Here is a 15,213-nt window from a genome sequence, read left to right on the forward strand (position 1 = left end):
TCCGCGCATGGGTGGCAGGGCATCCGTCGGGCGTTGCTGACAACGCCGGGCTGAAACCATCGGTCAGCGCGCTCTCGGATGATTCCGTTCAAACTGTAAGTGGGAAATGTATGGCCAATTATTCTACCAATGAATTCAAGCCGGGTCTTAAGGTGATGCTGGACGGCGATCCCTGCGCGATCCTGGAAAATGAATACGTCAAACCAGGCAAGGGACAGGCGTTCAACCGGGTCAAGGTGCGCAACCTGAAAAACGGCCGGGTTAACGAAAGGACGTTCAAATCGGGCGATAGCCTTGAAGGCGCTGACGTCATGGACCGTGAAATGGAATACCTGTACGCCGATGGTGAATTCTGGCATTTCATGGCCACCGATGGTTCTTTTGAGCAGGTTGGTGCTGATGAAAAGGCTGTCGCTGACACCAAGAACTGGCTCAAGGAGCAGGTGATCTATCAGGTCACCTTGTACAATGGCGCGCCGATTGCCGTGACGCCTCCGAACTTCGTTGAGCTGGAAGTCGTCGAAACTGATCCCGGCGTGCGTGGCGACACCTCCGGCGGCGGCACCAAGCCGGCCAAGTTGGTAACTGGCGCAGTGGTCAAGGTTCCTTTGTTTATCAACGTTGGGGACACCCTCAAGGTTGACACCCGTACCAACGATTACGTCGGCCGCGCGTAAATCCTGTTTCGGCAGAAACCGGGGCCCTGGTCCCGGTTTTTTGTGTCTGTAAGTTGGCGTCGCTGCATGCTTGGTAGGTCAGATTCGCCAATTAACCTTTGAGTAGCCATTGAATGCACGATTGGCAACCCACCGCTTCAATCGACAATCTTCGACGCCGTGCCGGCATAATTAACCAGATCCGGCGCTTCTTTGCCGAACGCGATGTGCTGGAGGTCGAAACGCCCGCATTATCTGGCGCTGCAGTGAGCGACCCGCACCTGTTTCCCTTCATAACCGATCTCGTACCGGAAGGCGGCGGCCCCACGCGCGTCCTTTATCTGCATACGTCTCCGGAATATCCGATGAAGCGCCTGCTGGCGGCGGGCAGCGGCTCGATCTGGCAGCAGTGCAAGGTCTACCGTAACGGTGAAAGCGGATCGCGGCATAACCCCGAGTTCACCATGCTCGAATGGTACCGGGTAGGGTTTGATCATCATCAGCTGATGGAGGAAGTCGATCAGCTGGTGCGTTCTGTGCTCGGCTGCACCCCTGCACGCCGAGTCACCTACGCTGATCTCTTCAGGGATCTGCTGGTAACGGATATTCATGGTTGCGATACGTCGGAGCTGGCGCGGCTGGGGCGGGAGCGCTGCGGTTTTACCGGCGAGCTGGATCGCGACGGCTGGCTCAACCTGTTGTTTTCCCATCTCATCGAACCTCAGTTGATCGAGCCCACGATGGTCTACGCCTTTCCTGCGTCCCAGGCTGCTCTGGCAAGGATTGTAGGCTCTGACGACAGGGTGCCAAGCGCGGCGCGTTTTGAGTTGTTCATCAACGGCATGGAATTGGCTAACGGTTACTTCGAGCTGACCGATGCTATGGAGCAAGCTCGACGCTTCGAGACTGATCAGCAATTGCGCGCGGCATTGAACCGTCCTGTGCTCCCTGTGGATGAGCATCTGGTGCACGCACTGCATAGTGGTTTACCCGAGTGTGCAGGCGTGGCGTTAGGAGTGGATCGTCTCGTTATGCTGGCGATGGGGGCGCGCAGTATTGATGAGGTTATAGCCTTTCCCATTACTCGCGCTTGATAGCTCCCCGATCCGGCAGTATTGGTGGGCTGTAATTCGGGGCCAGCTGTCGCGAGGCGACAGGGCTGCGCCGACACGCTGCAAGTACGTCCCTGTAAGCTCGTCGATGACATCCTTGTCATCGCACGGTCGGCTCAACCCTGTCGCCTCGCTTCGCATACACATTGGAGCGGCCTGATAGGAAAATCTGAAAAACGGTTTTAATCTCTGCCTCACGCCGATGCGCGACCAAGCCCGCCGGCTGTCAGGGTGGAGCAAGTGTTGAAAACAGGGATGTTTCCATCAAGCCCCCACGGACGGGTTCACGGCGTCTTGCGCAGTCCTGACGGCTGGTCGGCGACCGGCTCAGTTTTCCATTCCTCTAGCGTTGCTTGCCGAGCTTCTGACCCATTTGCACAAAATCTCCAGCGCCCAGGCCCTTGTCCCAGTCAGCCTTGTCCGGGCCGAAGAGTACGATCACAGTGGAGCCAAGTTTGAATCGACCCATCTCTGCACCGCGATCCAGTGACGGAGCCGCTTCGTTGTAATCGCGCGCGTGAAGCTGGCGTCGGTGGGGGGCAACCAGGCCGGCCCAGACGGTTTCCACTGAGGCAACGATCATCGCGCCTACCAGCACCAGGCCCATCGGGCCGGCTGGCGTGTCAAAGATACAGACCACACGCTCATTGCGGGAGAAAAGCCTCGGCACGTTCTCCGCCGTGACGCGGTTAACCGAGAACAAGTCGCCGGGGACGTAGATCATCTCGCGCAGAGTGCCGCCCAATGGCATGTGGACCCGGTGATAGTCGCGCGGCGACAGGTAGACGGTGGCGAACTGCCCGCCCTGGAACAACTTGGCGTGCTCGGTATTTCCGCCGACCAACTCCTGCACGCTATAGCTTTGACCTTTTGCCTGGAATATCCGGCCGTGCTCTATTGCTCCGAGTTGACTGATCACGCCATCGGCGGGACTCAGAACCGAGTCGGATGCAGGGTCGAGTGGACGGGCATCGGGCGTGAGTGCGCGTGTGAAAAAATCATTGAAGCAGGCGTAAGCAGTGGGTTCGGGTTCTACGGCCTGGCGCATATCTACCTGATACCGCTTGACGAACCAGGTGATAAACGGATTTTTGACCCACGGCCAGGTGCAATTGGCCAGGCCGCCGGCAGCGCGTGATAGCAAGTGCTGAGGCAGCAGGTATTGCAGAATGATGAAAAGACGATCTTGCATTGATAAGTCCTTAGCTTTCGATAGGGGCATTGGGATGATTGCCCCATTCCGACCACGAACCTGCGTAGGCTTTGACTCGCGGATAACCGAGAATCTTGGCCGCCAGGTAAGTGAATCCGGAGCGGTGATGGGTTTGGCAGTGAGTGACAATCTCCTTGTCGGGGGTAATACCCAGCTCGGCGAGTTTGTCCGCGAGATCGGTGCGTAGCCGCAGTCCGCGCTGCGGATCCATCCCCGCAGTCCATTCAAAATTGATCGCGCCAGGGATATGTCCGCCGCGGGCGGCAAGTACTTTCTGGCCTCGGTGTTCTTCAGGCGAACGCGCGTCCCAGATTATCCGGTCAGAGCCTTCCTGCTCCCGGACGAGTGTTGCCAGATCGATAGTGTGATCGTGGTTGAGCCTGATCCGTGGCTGGGTGGGCTCGGGGGCTTCCGAGGTGCTAACCAGTGGTCTGTCTTCTGCGGTCCAGGCCTTCAGGCCACCGTTGAGGTAGGAATAATGCTTATGACCGATCGAATCGAGCAACCAGATGAAGCGGCCAGCCCAGCCGCCGCCTTCATCGTCATAGACGATATAGTGCAGATCCGGATGGTGGCCTAGCCGGCCGAACAATTGTTCCAATCGCTTCTGAGCAGGTAGTAAGCCGGGTATCGGCGGCGGAGCGGTTATTTCTGACGGCACCACCGGGACTGCTCCAGCTATATGGCCGGCCTGGTACTCCTCTAGCTTACGTAGGTCGACGAGGCGGTACGCCGCCGGATTCAGTTGTGCCGGGAGCTGATCCGGTTCGATCAGCAAGGGTAAACAGGGGTGCGACATGTATGATTCCTGATCGATATTCATCCAGGGTGTCTATTGTGCCGGTTCGCGGGCACTGTTCAATCGAAGCGGACCGAGGGGCGTTACAAAATTCGAGCATCATTGTACTCAGGGTTTGAGCCGCGTTGCCGATAAAGTCTTCGTGGCAACCAGCGCTTCGTTTGCACTTGCTCATCGTAACCTGAAGGTCCGAATGGTCGTCACTATAACCTGATCACTAGAGTAGTGCCGCCCAAAGGCGGCTGCCAAGCACGTCCATTTTCTTGTCCGGGTCTCACGCGTTTATGTTGAAAATTGCAGGGTTTCTTGTCGTTATCGTCAGTGTCTTGGGCGGGTTCGTGTTGTCCGACGGGCAGGTAGCGGCGCTGTGGCATCCGTTTGAAATCCTGATTATTGGCGGGGCGGCGCTGGGCGCTTTCCTCGTTGCCAACAGTATGGCGACGGTCCGCAATACCTTCGCCAAGGTGCCGCAGATTCTGTTTGGGCACCGCTTCGGCAAACCTTACTTTCTTGATGTACTCGGGTTGCTGTATGAAATTCTCAACAAGTCCCGTCGGGAGGGGATGATGGCCATAGAGGCGGATATTGAGGAGCCGCACGAGAGTCCGATATTCACCAAATATCCGGCAATCCTCAAGGATGACCGCATGATTGCTTTCATCTGTGACTATTTACGCATCATGTCCACCGGCAATATGGCTCCGCATGAGCTTGAAGCCCTGTTCGACGTCGAGATTTCCAGCCTCACCGAAGAGCTGCAGACGCCATCCCATGCAGTGACTCGCGTGGCGGACGCCTTGCCGGGTTTCGGTATCGTGGCTGCAGTGTTGGGCATCGTGGTCACCATGGGCATTCTTGGAGATGCGGACAATGCGCAGATCGGAGAAAAGGTAGCCACGGCACTGGTCGGCACCTTCCTCGGGATCCTGGCCGCCTATGGCTTCGTTGGCCCTTTCGCTGCGGCAATGGAACACGACGCCACCGAAGAGGCTAACACCTACGAGGCGGTGAAAATGTGCCTGGTCGCCAGTGCCCAGGGCCTGCCGCCGGCGTTGGCGGTGGAATTTGGCCGCAAGTCCTTGCTGTCCGAGCATCGGCCGAGTTTCCTTGAGCTGGAAGAGTCGGTGAAGGGCCGCTGAGATGGCTAACGATCAACCGATTATTGTCAAACGTATCAGCCGCAAGGCAGCAGCTCATCATGGCGGATCCTGGAAAATAGCTTTCGCCGATTTTGCGGTAGCGATGATGGCGTTCTTTCTGGTTATGTGGCTGGTCACGGCGGCGACGCCGGGCCAATTGGCGATGGTGTCAGGTTACTTCAACGATCCGATCGGTTTCTCGGAGGGCGGCAGTCCGTACGCGATTGATCTGGGCGGGTCGCCGACTGTGGCCCCGCAGAAGACCTTGAATGATTTGCCTGAGCAGGTTGAAGCGCCCCTGCAACTGGATAACGAAACCATCGCTGACCTGGCCGAGATGGCTGAACAGCAAGAGCTGGATCTTCTGCTGCAGGAGCTGCAAAACAAGATCGATGCTGAGCCGGTGCTTCAGCGCTTCAAGGATCAGATCTTGCTGGAGATCACTCAGGATGGATTACGCATCCAGATTGTCGATGCGGAGAATCGACCCATGTTTGCCAGCGGCAGCCCGCAGTTACAGTCCTATTTTGAAGACATTCTGCTGGCGCTGGCTGACACCATTTCCAGCGTGCCGAAGAAAATCAGTATCGGCGGGCATACCGACGCCAAACCTTTCAGCGGTCGCCTGAGCTACGGCAACTGGGAGCTGTCCGCCGAGCGGGCCAACGCAGCGCGTCGCACGCTGGTCGTGGCAGGGTATCCTGAAAGTCAGGTCGCGCGCGTAGTGGGTTACGCTGACTCGGCACTGTTCGATCGGAACGATCCAACCAATCCGATCAATCGCAGAATCGATATCGTGGTGCTCAATAAGCGGGCTGAAGCGCAGCTGCTCGAAGGCACAGCCGATCAGGCTGAGCCTGACGCTGAGCCGAACGATGCGCCCCTGATCAACGCTGTGCCAAGCGTGCCAGGGCGGTTCGAGGATGTTAGCGAGGGGCAGGGAACCGTCGCGCCGGCGCCCGCCCAGCCGGAATCAGCGCCGCAGACGCGACCTGCCAATTTATTCGACGATCCCGGTTCGCTCAGAAGACTGGGTGAGCCCTAGAAACTGCAGGCGTTTCCCGAAGGAAGCGCCAGCGGTGCTCACGGATTGGTGATGCCCGAAAGGATGTAGCGGTAACTGCGCATGCGTGTTGATGAAATCTCCCCGCGCTCGACCGCGGCAAGCAAGGCGCAGCCGGGCTCGTGCAGATGCTGACAATCGCGGAATTTGCAATGGCCGAGAAACGGTCGGAATTCGATAAAGCCTTCCAGTAGCTCGTCGTGGGAAATATGCGTAAGGCCGAATTCGCGGATGCCGGGGGAATCCACCAGATCGCCGCCCTCGGGGAAGTGGAAGAGCTTGGCGGTGGTCGTGGTGTGCATACCCTTGTTTGTTGCGTCCGAGAGGGCGCCTACGCGCAGGTCTTCGCCGGGCAGCAATACGTTGATCAATGAGGATTTGCCGACCCCGGACTGACCAACAAATACGTTGATGCGCCCCTTCAGTTCACCCCGCAGTTCATCCAGGCCATCACCGGAATCTGCGGACAGGCAGAGCGTGCGATATCCCAGCCGGGCGTACTCGTCGAGCCAGCCGCGTAGATAGGCAAATTCCGCCTGATTCAGCAGGTCCGCCTTGTTGAGAACCAGCAATGGCTCGAGCCCTGCCTGTTCAGCAGCCACCAGATAGCGATCGATGAGATTGCTGTGAGGTGTAGGCAGCGGGGCAAATACGATGATCAGGCGGTCGATATTCGCCGCTACCGGCTTCAGCTGGCCGCGGTGATCGGGGCGAAACAGCTCGGTGCGGCGCGGCAGTTGGGCAACGATCACGCCGCCGTTCTGGTTGTCAGCGCGCCACACCACCTTGTCGCCGGTAACCAGCGCTGGCAGGTTGGCGCGCATGTGGCAGCGTCTGACAAGCCCCGCCTGCTCGCCGCTGGTGGCCTCGACATCGACCTGAACGCCAAAATGCGCAATAACCAGACCTACCTGCTCCGGGCCTAGATCGCCCCCGAGCAAGCTCTCTTCGGCGAGGTCGGCACGTTTGCCGGCGCGCACGCTGCGCTCGTCCTGAATTTTCTGAATGCGCCAGTTCTGACGTCGAGTAAGGTGTCGCTTGGCCATGGATTACACATCTTGGGAACCAGCCGCAGTGTAGCATGCAGGCGTATACTCTATTCATCCACTTACTCAGACACAGGACCTTGCATGCAGAACCCCGATAACCTGATCTGGATCGATCTGGAAATGACCGGTCTCGATTCCGATAACGACGTCATTATCGAAATCGCCACAGTGGTAACCGATGCCCAGCTGAATGCGTTGGCAGAAGGACCGGTACTGGCGATCAAGCAGCCGGACGCCTTGTTAGACGGGATGGACGAATGGAATACCCGTCAACACGGGCAGTCCGGGCTGACGCAGCGTGTGAAAGACAGTGCGATCGATCTGGCTGAAGCCGAGCGTCAGACACTGGCTTTTCTGCGTGAGTGGGTGCCGGAAGGACGATCACCCATGTGTGGCAACAGCATCTGCCAGGACCGGCGTTTCCTCTATCGCGGAATGCCCGAGCTTGAGCGTTACTTTCACTATCGAAATCTGGACGTATCGACGTTAAAAGAGCTGGCCGCGCGCTGGGCGCCGGAGGTAAAGAACAGCTTCAAGAAGCAGAGCAGTCACCTGGCCTTGGACGATGTGTACGACTCGATTGCGGAACTCAAGCACTACCGCGAACACTTCATCAAGTATTGATCGAGTGCCGCGAGAGGGCCCAGCGGACATGTTCGCTGACCAATTCAGACGGGTGCTGCGCACGCGCCTGCAGGGCCTGGATCACCGGCAAGCTCGAGGTGGCGTTACCCAGACCTATCGCCAGGTTGCGAAGCCAGCGTTCGTAACCTATCCGGCGAATGGGTGACCCCTCGGTATTTTTCAGGAAGGTTTGCTCATCCCAGCGGAACAGGTCGATCAGATCGGCCTGGTCGAGACTGTGTCGTGGCGTGAAATCCGCCTCGGAGGTGTCCTTGGCGAAGCGGTTCCAGGGGCATACCAGCTGGCAATCATCGCAGCCGAACACGCGGTTGCCCATCAAGGGTCGCAGCTCCTCCGGAATCGCTCCCTTCAGTTCGATGGTCAGATACGAGATGCAGCGGCGTGCGTCCAGCACGTGCTCTCCGACGAAGGCACCGGTCGGGCATTTGTCCAGGCAGGCGCTGCAGCGGCCACAATGATCTTCAGTATATGGCTGGTCGACGGGTAGAGGCAGATCGGTATACAGCTCGCCTAGAAAGAAGAAGCTGCCCGCCTTGCGGTTCAGCAGCATGGTGTTCTTGCCGATCCAGCCGAGACCTGAGCGACTGGCCAGCGCACGCTCCATTACCGGGGCGCTGTCGACGAAGGCGCGGTAGCTAAAGGGGCCGGCCAGTTCCTGTACCCGATCGGCCAGCTGTTGCAGTCGGCGCCGGATCAACTTGTGGTAATCCCGGCCGAGTGCATAGCGCGAGATATAGGCAGCGTCAGGATTCGCCAATCGTTTGGCCATGCTGGTATCAGTCGGCAGATAATCCATGCGCACCGAAATGACCCGACGGGTTCCTGGAACCAGTTCAGCCGGCTGGGTTCGCTTGCTACCGTGACTGGCCATCCATTCCATTTCCCCGTGATAACCCGCGCGCAGCCAGCTATCCAGCCAGGCTTCGTGCTGACCTATATCCGGCTCGCTGATACCGGTTTGCTGAAAGCCCAGTTCGCTGGCGATCAGGCGAATGTTGTCCGCCAGCTCGGCGTAATCGATAGTGGAATCAGGCATGAATAAAAGGAGGGTCTAGGGAGTGAGACAGCCAGGACGTATAATTCTGCCAGACATTCACGCCGGTAGCATGTCATGACGTCAGAAATGCCATTCGGGATATGTACAGCAGCCCAGACCCGCGAACTTGATGCGCGCATTATCGCGGCGGGAACACCTGGGCTTGAGCTCATGCACCGAGCAGCGGAGGCCGTCTGGCGGGCGTTGAGTGCACGGTGGGCTGGCGCTGGTCAGCTCAGCGTGCTGACCGGCAGCGGCAACAACGCGGGCGATGGTTATCTCGTTGCCCGGTTAGCGCACATTGCTGGGTGGGAGGTCCAAGTGTATGCGGTGAAGCCGCCGGAACGCTTACAGGATGATGCCGCTCGGGCCTGGCAGATTGCGCTTGAGGCCGGCGTTGAAGTGACTGCCTGGCATCCTCAGGCTCGCCTGGAAGGCGTGATTGTCGACGCCATGCTAGGCACCGGCTTGAATGGTGAAGTGAGCGAGCCGTACTCAAGTGCCATCGACGCGGTCAACGCGCTCAGATCACCCGTAGTCGCGGTGGATGTGCCGAGCGGTCTGGATCCTGATCGGGGGGCTGTGCTCGGCCACGCCGTCCGGGCGGATCTGACGGTGACCTTCAGTGCTCCCAAGCTAGGCCTGTTCACCGCCCAGGGGCCAGATCAGGCCGGCGACCTCGAGTTCGCCCAGCTTGAAAGGATTCCGGGCAAGCCGGTACAGCCCGTTGCAGAACGGCTTGTTCCGGAGCGACTTGCCTGCAAGCTCCCGCGGCGGGCAAGAGCTGCCCACAAAGGCATGTTCGGCCATGTACTGGTCATCGGCGGCGACCTGGGTATGGGTGGCGCGGTCATGCTGACGGCTGAGACTGCGCTACGTAGCGGCGCCGGGCGCGTCAGTGTCGCCACACGCTCAGCGCATGTTGCGCCGTTGCTTGCGCGGTGTCCCGAGGTGATGGTGCATGCTGTCGACAACCCCGAAGCGCTTTCCCTGTTGTTGAAACAGGCTACAACGCTGGTTATTGGGCCAGGTCTCGGACGCGCTGAATGGGGCCGACGGATGCTTGAACAGGCGCTGGCGAGCGACCTGCCCAAAGTGCTGGACGCTGATGCGCTGAATGAAATCGCCGTGCAGCACCCTGATGGACTGATAATAGGGGAGCAATCGGTGATTACTCCGCATCCCGCAGAAGCCGGACGACTGCTTGGCTGTTCGACGGCCGCCGTGCAGGCAGACCGTCTGCTGGCAGTCACAACCCTGGCGGATCGGTTTGGTTGCGCCGCAATACTCAAAGGGGTTGGTAGTCTGGTTGCCGGTCCGGCATGCTTCCCGGCCCCGGTGGGTCTGTGTACCGATGGCAACCCGGGGATGGGCGTGGCGGGAATGGGCGATGTGCTTTCGGGGCTGGTCGGCGCGCTGTTGGCACAGCACGTCGAGGCTGGCGCCGCGGCGCGTTACGCCACGCTGGTACATGCGCGAGCGGGTGATTGTGCTGCAGTTTCTGGTGAATACGGTATTCTGGCGTCTGATTTGATAATGCCTATCCGAACCATCCTCAATACTAGGGGCTCCCATGAGTGACAGTTTGTTTGCGGCAGACGAGCAGGCAATGGAGTCGCTCGGTGCAGCTATCGGTCAGGCCATGGGGTTTCGTGGCGTGATCTACCTGGACGGTGATCTGGGTGCAGGCAAGACGACGCTTAGCAGGGGATTGATACGTGCGTTGGGCCATCGCGGGGCGGTAAAAAGCCCGACGTTTACGCTGGTTGAGCCTTACGAACTGGAGGCCGGTACGATCTATCATTTTGATCTGTACCGCTTGCTGGATCCCGAAGAGCTTGAGTTTCTCGGCATTCGTGACTACTTCGCCCCGGAGAGTCTCTGCTTGATCGAATGGCCGGAAAAAGGCGCCGGTATTTTGCCAAGTTCGGACCTGACGATTACCATTGCCGCAGAAGGCGAGGGGCGCCGGCTGCATCTGGCTGGTCATAGTGCGCAAGGCCAGGCTGCATGCCGGCAACTGCGCGACAAACAGGAGTAACGCAATACCGTGATCGGAACCACACTAGGACAAGGCAAGGCACTGGCCGTCTGGGCACTGGTAACCTTGTGTGCGCTGGTCGCAGGTACGGTGAGCGCAGCGGAGATCGAGAACGTGCGGGTCTGGCGTGCGCCGGACAATACCCGCGTGGTATTCGACCTGAGCGGTCCGGCTGACCACAAACTGTTTACCCTGAGCAGCCCGGAACGCATTGTCGTTGACCTTTCCAATGCCAATTTCAGCGCCGCGACGGATGCGCTCCCGCTTGCGGATACCCCGCTCAGCGGCTTGCGGTCAGCTCAGCGTAACGGCAGCGATCTGCGAGTCGTTATTGATCTGAAACAAAGGGTTACCGCGAAAAGTTTCGCATTGCCGCCCAATCAGCAGTACGGACATCGACTGGTGCTGGATCTCTTTGATGATGGTCAGCCGCCAAACCCGCTGCAGTCGCAAACGTCACCCGAGCCCTCGGCGTCACCCTTACCGCAAAAGCCGACCCGGTCCGCCAGTGTTATCGGTAACCGTGACATTATCGTCGCGGTAGACGCCGGTCACGGAGGGGAAGACCCGGGGGCCGTGGGTCATAAAGGCGCCCGGGAGAAAGATGTGGTGCTGGCTATCGCGAGTGATTTGAAAGCGCTGATCGATGCCGAACCCGGCTTCCGGGCCGAGCTGGTGCGTACCGGTGATTATTTTATTCCCTTGCGCAAGCGCACCGAAATTGCGCGTAAGCACAATGCCGACCTGTTCGTATCGATTCACGCTGATGCGTTCACCCGCACCAGCGCATTCGGCGCCTCGGTATTCGCCCTGTCGGACAATGGCGCGACATCTGAAACGGCGAGGTTGCTGGCCGACAAGGAAAACCGTTCCGACCTGATTGGCGGGGTAGGGGGCGTCAGTCTGGGCAACAAGGATCAGGTGCTGGCCAGTGTGCTGCTCGACCTGTCGATGACGGCGTCCCTGTCGGCCAGTCTTGATGTCGGCAATCAGGTTCTGGGCTCTATCGGCAAGATCACACCGCTGCACAAGCGTCGCGTCGAACAGGCGGGCTTCATGGTGCTCAAGTCACCGGATATCCCGTCCATCCTGATCGAAACCGGCTTTATCTCCAACCCGGGCGAAGCGCAAAAGCTGGTTACCCGCAAACATCAGCGATCACTGGCGCGTGCCATTCAGGGCGGTATTCATGACTATTTTCTGCGTAACCCGCCACCGGGGACCCGCGTCGCTTCGCTCAAGGCGAATGGCAAGATCGCCCAGGGTCCGCGGGAACATACCGTTACCCGTGGCGATACCCTGACGATGATCGCTGCGCGCTACAACATCAGCCTGGCGAGCCTGAAACAGGCGAACCGCCTGGGTGGCAGCGACGAAATCCGGGTTGGTCAGGTACTCAAGGTCCCTGCTGGTAGCGTGCTGGTCAAGAATGAGTCCTGAGATGTCCCGCATAGAGTTGCTGAGCCCTCGGTTGGCCAACCAGATTGCCGCAGGCGAGGTCGTTGAGCGTCCCGCTTCGGTCATCAAGGAACTGCTCGAGAATAGTCTTGATGCCGGGGCGTTGCGCATCGACATCGATGTCGAGCAAGGCGGTGTCAAGCTGCTGCGCGTGCGTGACGATGGGGTTGGGATCGTTGAGAATGATCTTCCACTGGCGTTATCACGACACGCGACCAGCAAAATCCGCGATCTGGATGATCTCGAGCGGGTCGCCACGCTAGGGTTCCGCGGCGAAGCGCTGGCGTCGGTCAGTTCGGTATCGCGCCTGAGTCTGACTTCCTGCGCGGAAGGGGCTGATCAGGCCTGGCAGGTCGAGACTGAAGGGCGGGATATGGCGCCGCGTCTGCAGCCTGCAGCGCACCCGCGAGGCACCACAGTTGAAGTGCGCGATCTGTTCTTCAACACGCCGGCCCGAAGAAAATTTTTGCGTACCGAGAAGACCGAATTCTCCCATCTTGAGGAAGTCGTCAAGCGGCTGGCGCTGTCGCGTTTTGATGTGGCTTTCAATCTGCGGCACAACGGACGTAGCGTGCTTGGGCTGCGACCGGCGCGCACCGAGCAGGAAGCCCGGCGGCGCGTTGCCAGCGTATGCGGTCCTGCGTTTGTCGAGCAATCGCTGAATATCGATAGTGAGCGCGACGGGCTGCGTTTGTGGGGCTGGGTCGGCATGCCAACCTTCTCGCGCAGTCAGGCTGATTTGCAGTACTTTTTTGTGAACGGTCGGATGATCAAGGACAGGCTGGTCGCCCACGCGGTTCGCCAGGCGTACCGTGATGTGCTGTTCAATGGTCGTCATCCGACCTTCGTATTGTTCCTGGAGGTCGATCCGGCCGTGGTCGATGTCAATGTACATCCGACCAAGCATGAGGTGCGCTTCCGCGACGGTCGCATGGTGCATGATTTTCTGTTCAGCACGTTATATCGGGCGCTGGCAGACCAGCGTCCCGGCGAACAGGCCCAAGGATTACCGGATCAAACGACGGAAGCCATGCCCGTTGCCTCTGGGCTATCTGCTGGCGTGTTCTCCGGGCAGACGCATATGCCGTTGGCCGAGCCCGCTGCTGCCTGGACGGCCGGCCCCGCCCAGCCGTTTTCCGAACGCCCGGCGGTAACGGCATTGGCTGGCGCGACCGAAGCGTACGGCAGTCTGTACGGCGCTGCGCCCGAGTCTCCAAGGCCAGCGATGCCTGATGGTCAGGATATCCCGCCGCTGGGCTACGCCGTTGCGCAGCTGCATGGCGTCTACATTCTTGCAGAAAATGCCCAGGGGCTCGTCGTGGTCGATATGCATGCAGCTCATGAACGCATCACCTATGAACGGCTCAAGCTGGCCATGGACCAGGAGGGATTGCGCAGTCAGCCGCTGCTGGTCCCTGAGTCGATCGCGGTCAGTCAGCGTGAAGCGGACTGTGCCGAAGAACATGCTGCCTGGTTTAACCGGCTCGGATTTTCGTTACAGCGCATGGGGCCGGAAAGCCTGGCGATCCGTGAGATCCCCTCGCTGCTGCGACAGGCGGATGCGCCTCAGCTGGTTCGGGATGTGTTGGCTGATCTGATGGAATACGGCACCAGCGATCGCGTTCAAGCGCACCTGAATGAACTGCTCGGGACGATGGCCTGTCACGGAGCCATTCGCGCCAACCGACGCCTGACCCTGACCGAGATGAACGGCTTGCTGCGCGATATGGAGCAGACTGAGCGAAGTGGCCAGTGCAATCACGGCCGTCCTACCTGGACGCAGATGAGTATGCCGGAGCTGGACAAGCTGTTCCTGCGTGGCCGCTGATGGATAGTCTCGACGGGGCACCTGACGCGGCGTTGCCGCCGGTGATCTGTCTGATGGGCCCCACTGCCTCAGGCAAGACCGAGCTCGCTTTACATCTGGCGGATCACTTGCCGTGCGAACTGATCAGTGTCGATTCTGCGCTGGTGTATCGCGGCATGGATATTGGCACGGCCAAGCCGGACGCCGCGACCCTGGCGGCGTATCCGCATCACCTGGTGGATATTCTGGATCCGGCTGAAGCCTATTCGGCGGCAAGGTTTCGTGATGATGCAATCGAGTTGCTGGCTGCGATCACGAGGCGTGGCCGCATTCCGTTGCTGGTGGGCGGCACCATGCTGTATTTCAAAGCCCTGTCTGGCGGGCTGGCCCAGATGCCATCTGCTGATCCGATTGTTCGGCAACGTATCACCAGTCTGGCTCTACAGCAGGGGTGGCCAGCGGTGCATGCCGAGCTGGCCAAGGTCGATCCAGCAGTCGCTGCACGAATCCATCCGAACGATCCCCAGCGCATCCAGCGCGCGTATGAGGTGTATCTGATCTCGGGGGTGCCGCTTAGCACCTGGCACGCCCGCCAGGCGCAAGAAAAAGCCGAAGCGGGCGCGCCCGCGGGGCAGAAATTACCCTATACTATGCACCACATGGCGATCGCACCCGCAGAACGTCATGTTGTCCATGATCGTATTGCACGGCGTTTTGCTCTGATGCTTGAGCAGGGTTTCGTACAGGAAGTCGAAACACTTTACGCGAGGGGAGATCTTGATACGACGATGCCGTCCGTGCGAGCCGTAGGTTACCGGCAAGTCTGGGACTTTCTGGAAGGCAAACTGTCCTATCAGGAAATGGTCGAACGTGGGGTTATTGCTACGCGTCAGTTGGCCAAGCGTCAGTTCACCTGGTTGCGCGGATGGGAGGCCGAAATCGAGTGGCTCGACAGTCTGGATCCAAAAAGATTCGGGATGGCCTTGAAACGTCTGGAGCGGATCACAATATAGTTCACAGATGTTCTGCTAACCTTGTTTTGCAGTCATAGGAGCCTCTGGAAACGTAGCGAGCGAAGGTCAGGCAAGACGAAATTCGACGAAAACGCGCAGTTTACGCAGTGTAAATGAGCATTTTGAGGAAGATTTCCACGCAGCTTGGCCGAGCGCAGCAGTTATTCAGAAGTTCCGTAAGG

14 protein-coding genes are annotated in these 15,213 nt (G+C 59.2%); 10 read left to right on the top strand and 4 right to left on the bottom strand.

The window, feature by feature from the left end; translation table 11 throughout:
* Positions 1-110: 110 nt before the first annotated feature.
* Together efp and epmA are read left to right on the top strand one after the other, a co-directional pair.
* Positions 111-677, top strand: coding sequence for an elongation factor P (efp, locus tag FZE95_RS04340; RefSeq protein ID WP_150299603.1), 567 nt, complete (start codon positions 111-113; stop codon positions 675-677).
* 113 nt (positions 678-790) lie between these two features.
* Positions 791-1,750 carry an EF-P lysine aminoacylase EpmA gene (gene epmA / locus FZE95_RS04345; RefSeq protein ID WP_150299604.1) on the top strand — a complete coding sequence of 320 codons (960 nt, stop codon included), beginning with the start codon at positions 791-793 and terminating at the stop codon, positions 1,748-1,750.
* 361 nt (positions 1,751-2,111) lie between these two features.
* Here the strand turns inward: epmA and asd are convergent, their stop codons facing one another.
* Positions 2,112-2,960, bottom strand: coding sequence for an archaetidylserine decarboxylase (gene asd, locus FZE95_RS04350; protein WP_150299605.1), 849 nt, complete (start codon positions 2,958-2,960; stop codon positions 2,112-2,114).
* Positions 2,961-2,970: 10 nt separating this feature from the next.
* The gene (locus tag FZE95_RS04355) at positions 2,971-3,780 is read right to left on the bottom strand and encodes a rhodanese-like domain-containing protein (protein ID WP_150299606.1); all 810 of its coding nucleotides are present in this window, start codon (positions 3,778-3,780) and stop codon (positions 2,971-2,973) included.
* 284 nt (positions 3,781-4,064) lie between these two features.
* Here FZE95_RS04355 and motA point away from each other — a divergent pair, with 284 nt between their 5' ends.
* A complete protein-coding gene (gene motA, locus FZE95_RS04360) occupies positions 4,065-4,919 on the top strand; it encodes a flagellar motor stator protein MotA (RefSeq protein ID WP_150299607.1) in 855 nt (284 codons plus the stop codon).
* Position 4,920: 1 nt separating this feature from the next.
* Positions 4,921-5,964, top strand: a complete 1,044-nt coding sequence (motB, locus tag FZE95_RS04365) for a flagellar motor protein MotB (RefSeq protein WP_150299608.1) — start codon at positions 4,921-4,923, stop codon at positions 5,962-5,964.
* A gap of 38 nt (positions 5,965-6,002) precedes the next feature.
* On the opposite strand, the gene rsgA is transcribed toward motB, so the two are convergent.
* Positions 6,003-7,028 (bottom strand): small ribosomal subunit biogenesis GTPase RsgA, encoded by a 1,026-nt coding sequence (rsgA, locus tag FZE95_RS04370; protein WP_150299609.1) that lies wholly within the window; start codon positions 7,026-7,028, stop codon positions 6,003-6,005.
* An 84-nt stretch (positions 7,029-7,112) separates the two neighbouring features.
* Here rsgA and orn point away from each other — a divergent pair, with 84 nt between their 5' ends.
* The gene (gene orn / locus FZE95_RS04375; RefSeq protein ID WP_150299610.1) at positions 7,113-7,655 is read left to right on the top strand and encodes an oligoribonuclease; all 543 of its coding nucleotides are present in this window, start codon (positions 7,113-7,115) and stop codon (positions 7,653-7,655) included.
* Here orn and queG read toward each other — a convergent pair.
* Complete coding sequence (gene queG, locus FZE95_RS04380) at positions 7,645-8,712, bottom strand: tRNA epoxyqueuosine(34) reductase QueG (RefSeq protein WP_150299611.1); 1,068 nt, start codon at positions 8,710-8,712, stop codon at positions 7,645-7,647. The two genes, orn and queG, sit on opposite strands and share 11 nt — an antisense overlap.
* A 75-nt stretch (positions 8,713-8,787) precedes the next feature.
* On the opposite strand from queG, the gene FZE95_RS04385 reads away from it, so the two are divergent.
* From FZE95_RS04385 to miaA, 5 genes are read left to right on the top strand one after another with little or no spacing between them, the layout of a single operon-like run.
* Entirely contained in the window at positions 8,788-10,293 is a 1,506-nt protein-coding gene (locus FZE95_RS04385) for an NAD(P)H-hydrate dehydratase (protein WP_150299612.1), read from the top strand.
* Positions 10,286-10,753, top strand: a complete 468-nt coding sequence (tsaE, locus tag FZE95_RS04390; protein ID WP_150299613.1) for a tRNA (adenosine(37)-N6)-threonylcarbamoyltransferase complex ATPase subunit type 1 TsaE — start codon at positions 10,286-10,288, stop codon at positions 10,751-10,753. The genes FZE95_RS04385 and tsaE overlap by 8 nt, the downstream gene beginning before the upstream one ends.
* A 42-nt stretch (positions 10,754-10,795) precedes the next feature.
* Positions 10,796-12,193, top strand: a complete 1,398-nt coding sequence (locus FZE95_RS04395) for an N-acetylmuramoyl-L-alanine amidase (protein ID WP_223824972.1) — start codon at positions 10,796-10,798, stop codon at positions 12,191-12,193.
* A gap of 1 nt (position 12,194) precedes the next feature.
* Positions 12,195-14,039: a DNA mismatch repair endonuclease MutL gene (gene mutL / locus FZE95_RS04400; protein ID WP_263398679.1), complete on the top strand. Its 1,845-nt coding sequence runs from the start codon at positions 12,195-12,197 to the stop codon at positions 14,037-14,039.
* Positions 14,039-15,031: a tRNA (adenosine(37)-N6)-dimethylallyltransferase MiaA gene (miaA, locus tag FZE95_RS04405; protein WP_150299615.1), complete on the top strand. Its 993-nt coding sequence runs from the start codon at positions 14,039-14,041 to the stop codon at positions 15,029-15,031. The genes mutL and miaA overlap by 1 nt, the downstream gene beginning before the upstream one ends.
* The last annotated feature ends 182 nt before the right edge of the window (positions 15,032-15,213 follow it).

The organism is Pseudomonas profundi (assembly GCF_008638305.1).
In the GTDB taxonomy this organism is placed as follows: Bacteria; Pseudomonadota; Gammaproteobacteria; order Pseudomonadales; family Pseudomonadaceae; genus Halopseudomonas; species Halopseudomonas profundi.

Excerpts from the sequence above, each read along its gene's own strand:
- efp (WP_150299603.1), top strand. The coding sequence starts at position 111 with ATGGCCAATTATTCTACCAATGAATTCAAGCCGGGTCTTAAGGTGATG.
- epmA (WP_150299604.1), top strand. The coding sequence starts at position 791 with ATGCACGATTGGCAACCCACCGCTTCAATCGACAATCTTCGACGCCGT.
- asd (WP_150299605.1), bottom strand. The coding sequence starts at position 2,960 with ATGCAAGATCGTCTTTTCATCATTCTGCAATACCTGCTGCCTCAGCAC.
- FZE95_RS04355 (WP_150299606.1), bottom strand. The coding sequence starts at position 3,780 with ATGTCGCACCCCTGTTTACCCTTGCTGATCGAACCGGATCAGCTCCCG.
- motA (WP_150299607.1), top strand. The coding sequence starts at position 4,065 with ATGTTGAAAATTGCAGGGTTTCTTGTCGTTATCGTCAGTGTCTTGGGC.
- motB (WP_150299608.1), top strand. The coding sequence starts at position 4,921 with ATGGCTAACGATCAACCGATTATTGTCAAACGTATCAGCCGCAAGGCA.
- rsgA (WP_150299609.1), bottom strand. The coding sequence starts at position 7,028 with ATGGCCAAGCGACACCTTACTCGACGTCAGAACTGGCGCATTCAGAAA.
- orn (WP_150299610.1), top strand. The coding sequence starts at position 7,113 with ATGCAGAACCCCGATAACCTGATCTGGATCGATCTGGAAATGACCGGT.
- queG (WP_150299611.1), bottom strand. The coding sequence starts at position 8,712 with ATGCCTGATTCCACTATCGATTACGCCGAGCTGGCGGACAACATTCGC.
- FZE95_RS04385 (WP_150299612.1), top strand. The coding sequence starts at position 8,788 with ATGACGTCAGAAATGCCATTCGGGATATGTACAGCAGCCCAGACCCGC.
- tsaE (WP_150299613.1), top strand. The coding sequence starts at position 10,286 with ATGAGTGACAGTTTGTTTGCGGCAGACGAGCAGGCAATGGAGTCGCTC.
- mutL (WP_263398679.1), top strand. The coding sequence starts at position 12,195 with ATGTCCCGCATAGAGTTGCTGAGCCCTCGGTTGGCCAACCAGATTGCC.
- miaA (WP_150299615.1), top strand. The coding sequence starts at position 14,039 with ATGGATAGTCTCGACGGGGCACCTGACGCGGCGTTGCCGCCGGTGATC.